The 5,138-nt window shown below is 33.9% G+C and carries 5 protein-coding genes and 1 pseudogene; 2 read left to right on the top strand and 4 right to left on the bottom strand.

Annotated features, from left to right (window positions below; translation table 11 throughout):
* Positions 1–188: 188 nt before the first annotated feature.
* Positions 189–680 carry a TIGR00725 family protein gene (locus ACUVXA_RS16030; RefSeq protein WP_445872291.1) on the top strand — a complete coding sequence of 164 codons (492 nt, stop codon included), beginning with the start codon at positions 189–191 and terminating at the stop codon, positions 678–680.
* Between the two features lie 14 nt (positions 681–694).
* On the opposite strand, the gene ACUVXA_RS16035 is transcribed toward ACUVXA_RS16030, so the two are convergent.
* From ACUVXA_RS16035 to ACUVXA_RS16045, 3 genes are all read right to left on the bottom strand, one after another.
* Positions 695–1,390 (bottom strand): hypothetical protein, encoded by a 696-nt coding sequence (locus ACUVXA_RS16035; protein WP_445872292.1) that lies wholly within the window; start codon positions 1,388–1,390, stop codon positions 695–697.
* Positions 1,391–1,457: 67 nt separating this feature from the next.
* Positions 1,458–2,318 carry a type II secretion system F family protein gene (locus ACUVXA_RS16040; protein WP_445872293.1) on the bottom strand — a complete coding sequence of 287 codons (861 nt, stop codon included), beginning with the start codon at positions 2,316–2,318 and terminating at the stop codon, positions 1,458–1,460.
* Positions 2,276–3,967: an ATPase, T2SS/T4P/T4SS family gene (locus ACUVXA_RS16045; protein WP_445872294.1), complete on the bottom strand. Its 1,692-nt coding sequence runs from the start codon at positions 3,965–3,967 to the stop codon at positions 2,276–2,278. Before ACUVXA_RS16045 ends, ACUVXA_RS16040 begins: the two co-directional genes overlap by 43 nt.
* Before the next feature lie 200 nt (positions 3,968–4,167).
* Here ACUVXA_RS16045 and ACUVXA_RS16050 point away from each other — a divergent pair, with 200 nt between their 5' ends.
* On the top strand, positions 4,168–4,383 hold the full coding sequence (locus tag ACUVXA_RS16050) for a hypothetical protein (protein ID WP_445872295.1): 216 nt from the start codon (positions 4,168–4,170) through the stop codon (positions 4,381–4,383).
* Positions 4,384–4,612: 229 nt separating this feature from the next.
* Here ACUVXA_RS16050 and ACUVXA_RS16055 read toward each other — a convergent pair.
* A pseudogene (locus tag ACUVXA_RS16055) lies at positions 4,613–5,086 on the bottom strand (ISH6 family transposase); the annotation flags it as partial.
* Positions 5,087–5,138: the final 52 nt, after the last annotated feature.

Raw genomic sequence — 5,138 nt, forward strand, 5'->3', positions numbered from 1 at the left:
TCCTTAAAAACACCAGCAAAAATGGTCAGCCACAAAATTCTTATTTATGAGCGATTCAGAGTATAAGATTACTAATTTAGAACTTAACTGTAAGAAAATTTTTACTATATATAATCGTAAAAAATCTAGTCTATTCTGTGAAAGAATGAAATTAGCTTATGTTTTATTTTGGTATTGGAGGGATTTTGTTGCCTCTTCAGATTGGTGTTATTGGAAGCGATGGTCCTATAAATGAAAGTGTAAAGAATTTGGCTGAGGAAATAGGTCGATTGGTTGCAAGACATGGAATGGTTCTTATCTGTGGAGGGCGTTCTGGTGTAATGGAAGCTGCGGCTAGAGGTGCGAAGAAGGAAAATGGTATTACAGTTGGTGTTATACCTGGAAATAATAAGAAGGAGGCTAATCCTTTTTGTGATATTGTGATTGCTACGGGAATCGGTAGAGCTAGGAATTTGGTGGTGGTGAACTCAAGTGATGTTGTTGTTGCTATTTCGGGGGGTGCTGGTACATTATCTGAGATAGCGTTAGCTCTTGCGGAGAACAAGTTGGTAATTGTTTTGAAGGGATCTGGGGGAGTATCAAATTTGGTAGCAGGTAAATTAATTGGTGATTCCAAAGTTGTGGAGGCGCTTTCCCCTCAAGCAGCAATTGAAATTATTTTAAAGTACTGGAAATACTAATTAATAGAAAAAAATTATTGAAATCCTTTTTGAGCGAATATATTTGTTATTAACAATCCTAGTATAAACACTAGTATAAATAATAGTATAGATGCTAAGGCGTATATGGAGGGATGTTTTGTTTCCGAGATTTTTGCTGTGGAATATGAGGTCATTATACTGATGATTCCTAATGTGATTAGCGTAGGCCAATAAATACCTATCTCGAAATATGAAGATATTATTGGAGTTATCTGATATTGAAGGAGTTGCGATGATATAGAAAATAGTGGTGTTAGTGAACTGATTAATCCGAGTATGGCTGAGGAAGCTACTGAGAGTATCTTTATTTTGAATGATTGAGCTTTTAATTGATTTTTGCGTTCCTCTACTAATTGCTGATTTTCTCTTATCTCCCAAATAGCTCTCTCGAGCATTTTACCCGCTTCTTGAGCATTTTTGGTTAAGGCTTTTTCAACTAACCATAATAGTCTTTTTATTTGTACGCTCTCTGTTAATTCATCAAAGAAATTCCAAGCTTCTTTTAGAGAGTATTGACTTCCAAAAATCTTGTTTACTATATGGATTAATTGGTTTTTTATTGGTCCCGAGTAATTTATCACGGCTGTCTTTAAAGAGTTTTCAGGATTATTACCTTTTTTCAGTGCTTCACTAAAGAATGTGAGAAACATCAGTATTTCTTGGAACATGTCTTGAGTTTCAAGTTTCAAGCTTGTTAACTCCATTTTTGCCTACATTTACATTTTTTGGTGAATTAGGGCATATTTCTATAAGATACTAATGCCTTTTGGGAAAATCGTTGTAAGTATGTTTCGGCTTTTCAGACATTTCTAATAATTTAGCTTTGCTCCTTATAGCAAATTTATCAAGAATTACTAAAATCATAATCTGCAAAGGTATCAAGATTAAAAAAAGTGGGTTGGTTCCTATATTGTTCATTAACAGTCCTAAGGATATTACTATGGGCAAAAAAAAGCCTATACCCATGACAACGAGTAACCGGCCTTCCAACTCTAATGTATATCTTTGATATTCATTTCTAACCTCACGCTGTGCTATTCTCACGATTCTATCAACGAGCTCGTCCGATATTTCTGAGGATTTTAGTATGGCTGGTATATGGATTTTCAAAGTTTCTGTTGGTTGATTATATGAGAAATTCAATAATAGTTTCTCCGGTTTTTCTCCTGAATTAACATGGTTTGCTAAACTCTTAAATTCTTGAGAAATAATGGGGTAATCAGCGTTTGCTACGAACAGAATAAAATCAAAAATTGAACCCGTAGATAATAATATAAAAAGTAGTTCTTCAAGTATAAAGTCAGCGTAACGAGCTATTGTCCATCGATTTTTATCATACTTTTTTGGATAATAGGTTATTACATAATTATACCCAAAAATAAACATTGCCACCGAGAGCATTACTGCAACTAAGATGTTAAACATAATTCCCATAATTAAAGTCAAAAAAGCTATAGATAGGCCAAAGCCTAACGCCCCTCCGGAAACTTCTTCCGCTGTTATTTGTCCTTCTTTAAAGAAATGATTCACAGAAATTATTAATTCCCTTGTAATTATTCTTTTACCGATTTTTCTTAAACTTCTATTTGATCCGAAGGTTTTTGATATTCTCTCCATAAATCGTGCTTCTTTACTTTTTTTATTTCTTTTATCATCGTTTTTTTTACCTCGCCCCAATTAATCACCTCATTCTCTATTTCTTGCTCTGAAATTAACGCATATAGACTATGAAAAATCGAAATATTCCTCGGTAAATCAAAAATGTGATTTTCTGTCATAGCTGAAAAAATTTTCTCGTATGTTTCTAATTCTTCGAAAAAATTTTTTTCATCAATATAATGGAACATTTTTATCTTTTCTAATGTTGGAGTAGTGAATAGTTCTGAAGAAACTACTAATTCTGTTCTATTGGGATTCCAAGAAAAAATATCAATAATTACTTCTGAAGATAGAACGCTTTGAATATCTTTAAACATCTCCTTATTTTTAAAATCAATCTCGCATAATCGTATTACTTTTCTTTTCTTTTTAAAATGGGATTTCAAACGATTAATCTGAATTATAATGGATAAATCTCGTAAACATACAGGAGAAACACCATGATGGACAACCCAGCGTAGAATCATATCCTCAACAGTTGCGCTATGGCATGTTTGAAGTCCAGTTATTCCTGCAGAAAGAGCGTGAAACATGGCTTGACTGTCTTGTGCTGTTTGTATTTCTCCTAAAAATACCCAATCTGGAGAGCGGTGAAGTAGGCGTGTAATCTCCTTGCTTTTATTACGTTTTTTAATTTCTTCTCCTTCAAATGGTTCAACTTTAAAACGGGCTTGATGCTTTCCAAATTCAGTTTGTGGAATACTCTCAACAACATCTTCCAAGTAAATTTTTCTCCAATCGGGCGGAGTTAAGATATCTAAAGCATTAATTAGAGTTGTTTTTCCTGCTCCTGATTCCCCAATTACAGTAATGTTCATTCTTCGTAATAAACAATAAAGTAGATATGCCGCTATTTTGGTGTTTAAAGTTTCGTTAAATATAAGTTCTGGGATTGTGAAAGGATTTTTTCTCAGCTTTCTACAGTCTAGTTGTACTCCCTCAGCTGCTAAGGGCGGAATATCTAATGAAATCCGTATATGAAAACTCTCTGTGATTATTTCTGTTTTAAGGGATGGTTTCGATTCATCAAGTTGCATTTCACTTTCCGCTCTTACACGCGTTATTATCCTCTCAACATCTCGCTCCTTTAATGATATTGCTGTTCTACATCGCCCCCATTTTCTGTGATCCAAGTAAATATTTGTACTTTCTTTATCCAAATAGAACTCTTCTACATTTGAATCTAAAAGTAAAGGCGCAATTACACTAATACCTATACTCTCATAACAAGATAATTCAGCAATATTTTCAGAAGAATTAGCAGGTATTTCGGGATACTTTGTAAGTAAAAAATTTAAGGCTTCATTTTTTCTGAATTTAATTAGTTCCTCTATTTTAAAAAATGCCTTCTTATTAGTAAGAATTTGACTGGCTCCAAGCTCATTTATTACTTCTTTAAGAACATTTTTTCCCGAAATTTTTGTATCTATCTCATCAACACAGTAAAGAAATTCTGTGAAATTTTTAATCAAGTATATTGTAATAATGTATTGTCCGACTTCGTATGTGTCTATTAAAATTCTATTCTGAACTTCAGTTTCATTATTTTCGTTATTTTCAAGACCCTTCTCAATTTTTTTAAAATTTTTTTGAGTACTTGCCCGCATATATTTCCCTAAAACATTTTAAAAGTACAATATTTAAGGCTCGCGTTCTTTTTTGTGGAGTGTTATTCGAAATTAGTGTCTAAAAATCATAAATTATTGTGGGGTTTAAATATAATCTGGTCTTAAAGAATATTGAAAAGAAAAATTTGAAATCTACCCGCACTAAAAAAATTTTAAATAAATTTGAAATAGGTGAGCAAATGATAAGAAGGATTCCTGAATACATTCTAAAAATGTTAGAAGATAATAAAGGCTCACCCTTAATTGAAGAAGGAATTTTAATCGGTTTGGCAATTCTAACAGTAACTATACTAGTAGGGATAATTCTAAGTGTACTTGGTTGGACAGGGAGCTCTATAACAAATATTTTTAATTATATAAATAGCATCGTTAATGGGCTTTTTGGATTTCCATAAGCTTAACAAATATTGGTTCCAAATTGGGAGAAGGGATATAATAAACCTACTTAAGCTTCGCGTTTTAGATAAATTATGAAATGGTTTTCACAGAAAATTATTGTAAAACAAAAACACATCTGATTTAGAATTAAGAGTTGAAAGTTATATTAATTACTACCTTCAATCAAAAAGGGGTTTTCTTTGTTTTAATATATAATTAAAATTATTGATGGTGTTTCATTTTTGTCTAAAGTTCGCCTCCGACAGCTATGATTTTCACTCCGCCTTTAATAAACCTTAGGTTCTCGGCTTTCATGATCTTCTGCTTAAACCTCTGGCACCTCTTCTCTGAAGTGTACCTCACAAGGATAATGTTCAGTATGGCCTCCAGTCCCCTTGTGGTCCACCTCATCCACTTATGCTTGCACCTCTTAGAGATCTCTCCCATAAGGCGTTCAACTAGGTTAGAGTTCCAGGGCACTTTTACCCCCTTCACAGCGAGCCGGGCAAAGGTCACCGCGGTGTTGGAGCACTGCCTCACAAACTCCGCGGCTTTAAAACAGCCCAGCTTCATCAACCTCTCAGCAAGGGCTTTGAGGGCGTCTACGGTGAGGTTTATCCTCCTCTTGAGGGCCTCCACATCATTATCTTTCAGGTGCTTGTCCACAGAGTTCTTCAGAGTGTAGAGTATCTTCTCCAGCTCCCTTACCACAGCCCTCCGTAGTCATTCAGCAAAGTATTTATCTATTGATATGTTGAATTTGTAGCCTTTT

Source organism: Candidatus Jordarchaeum sp. (assembly GCF_052745115.1).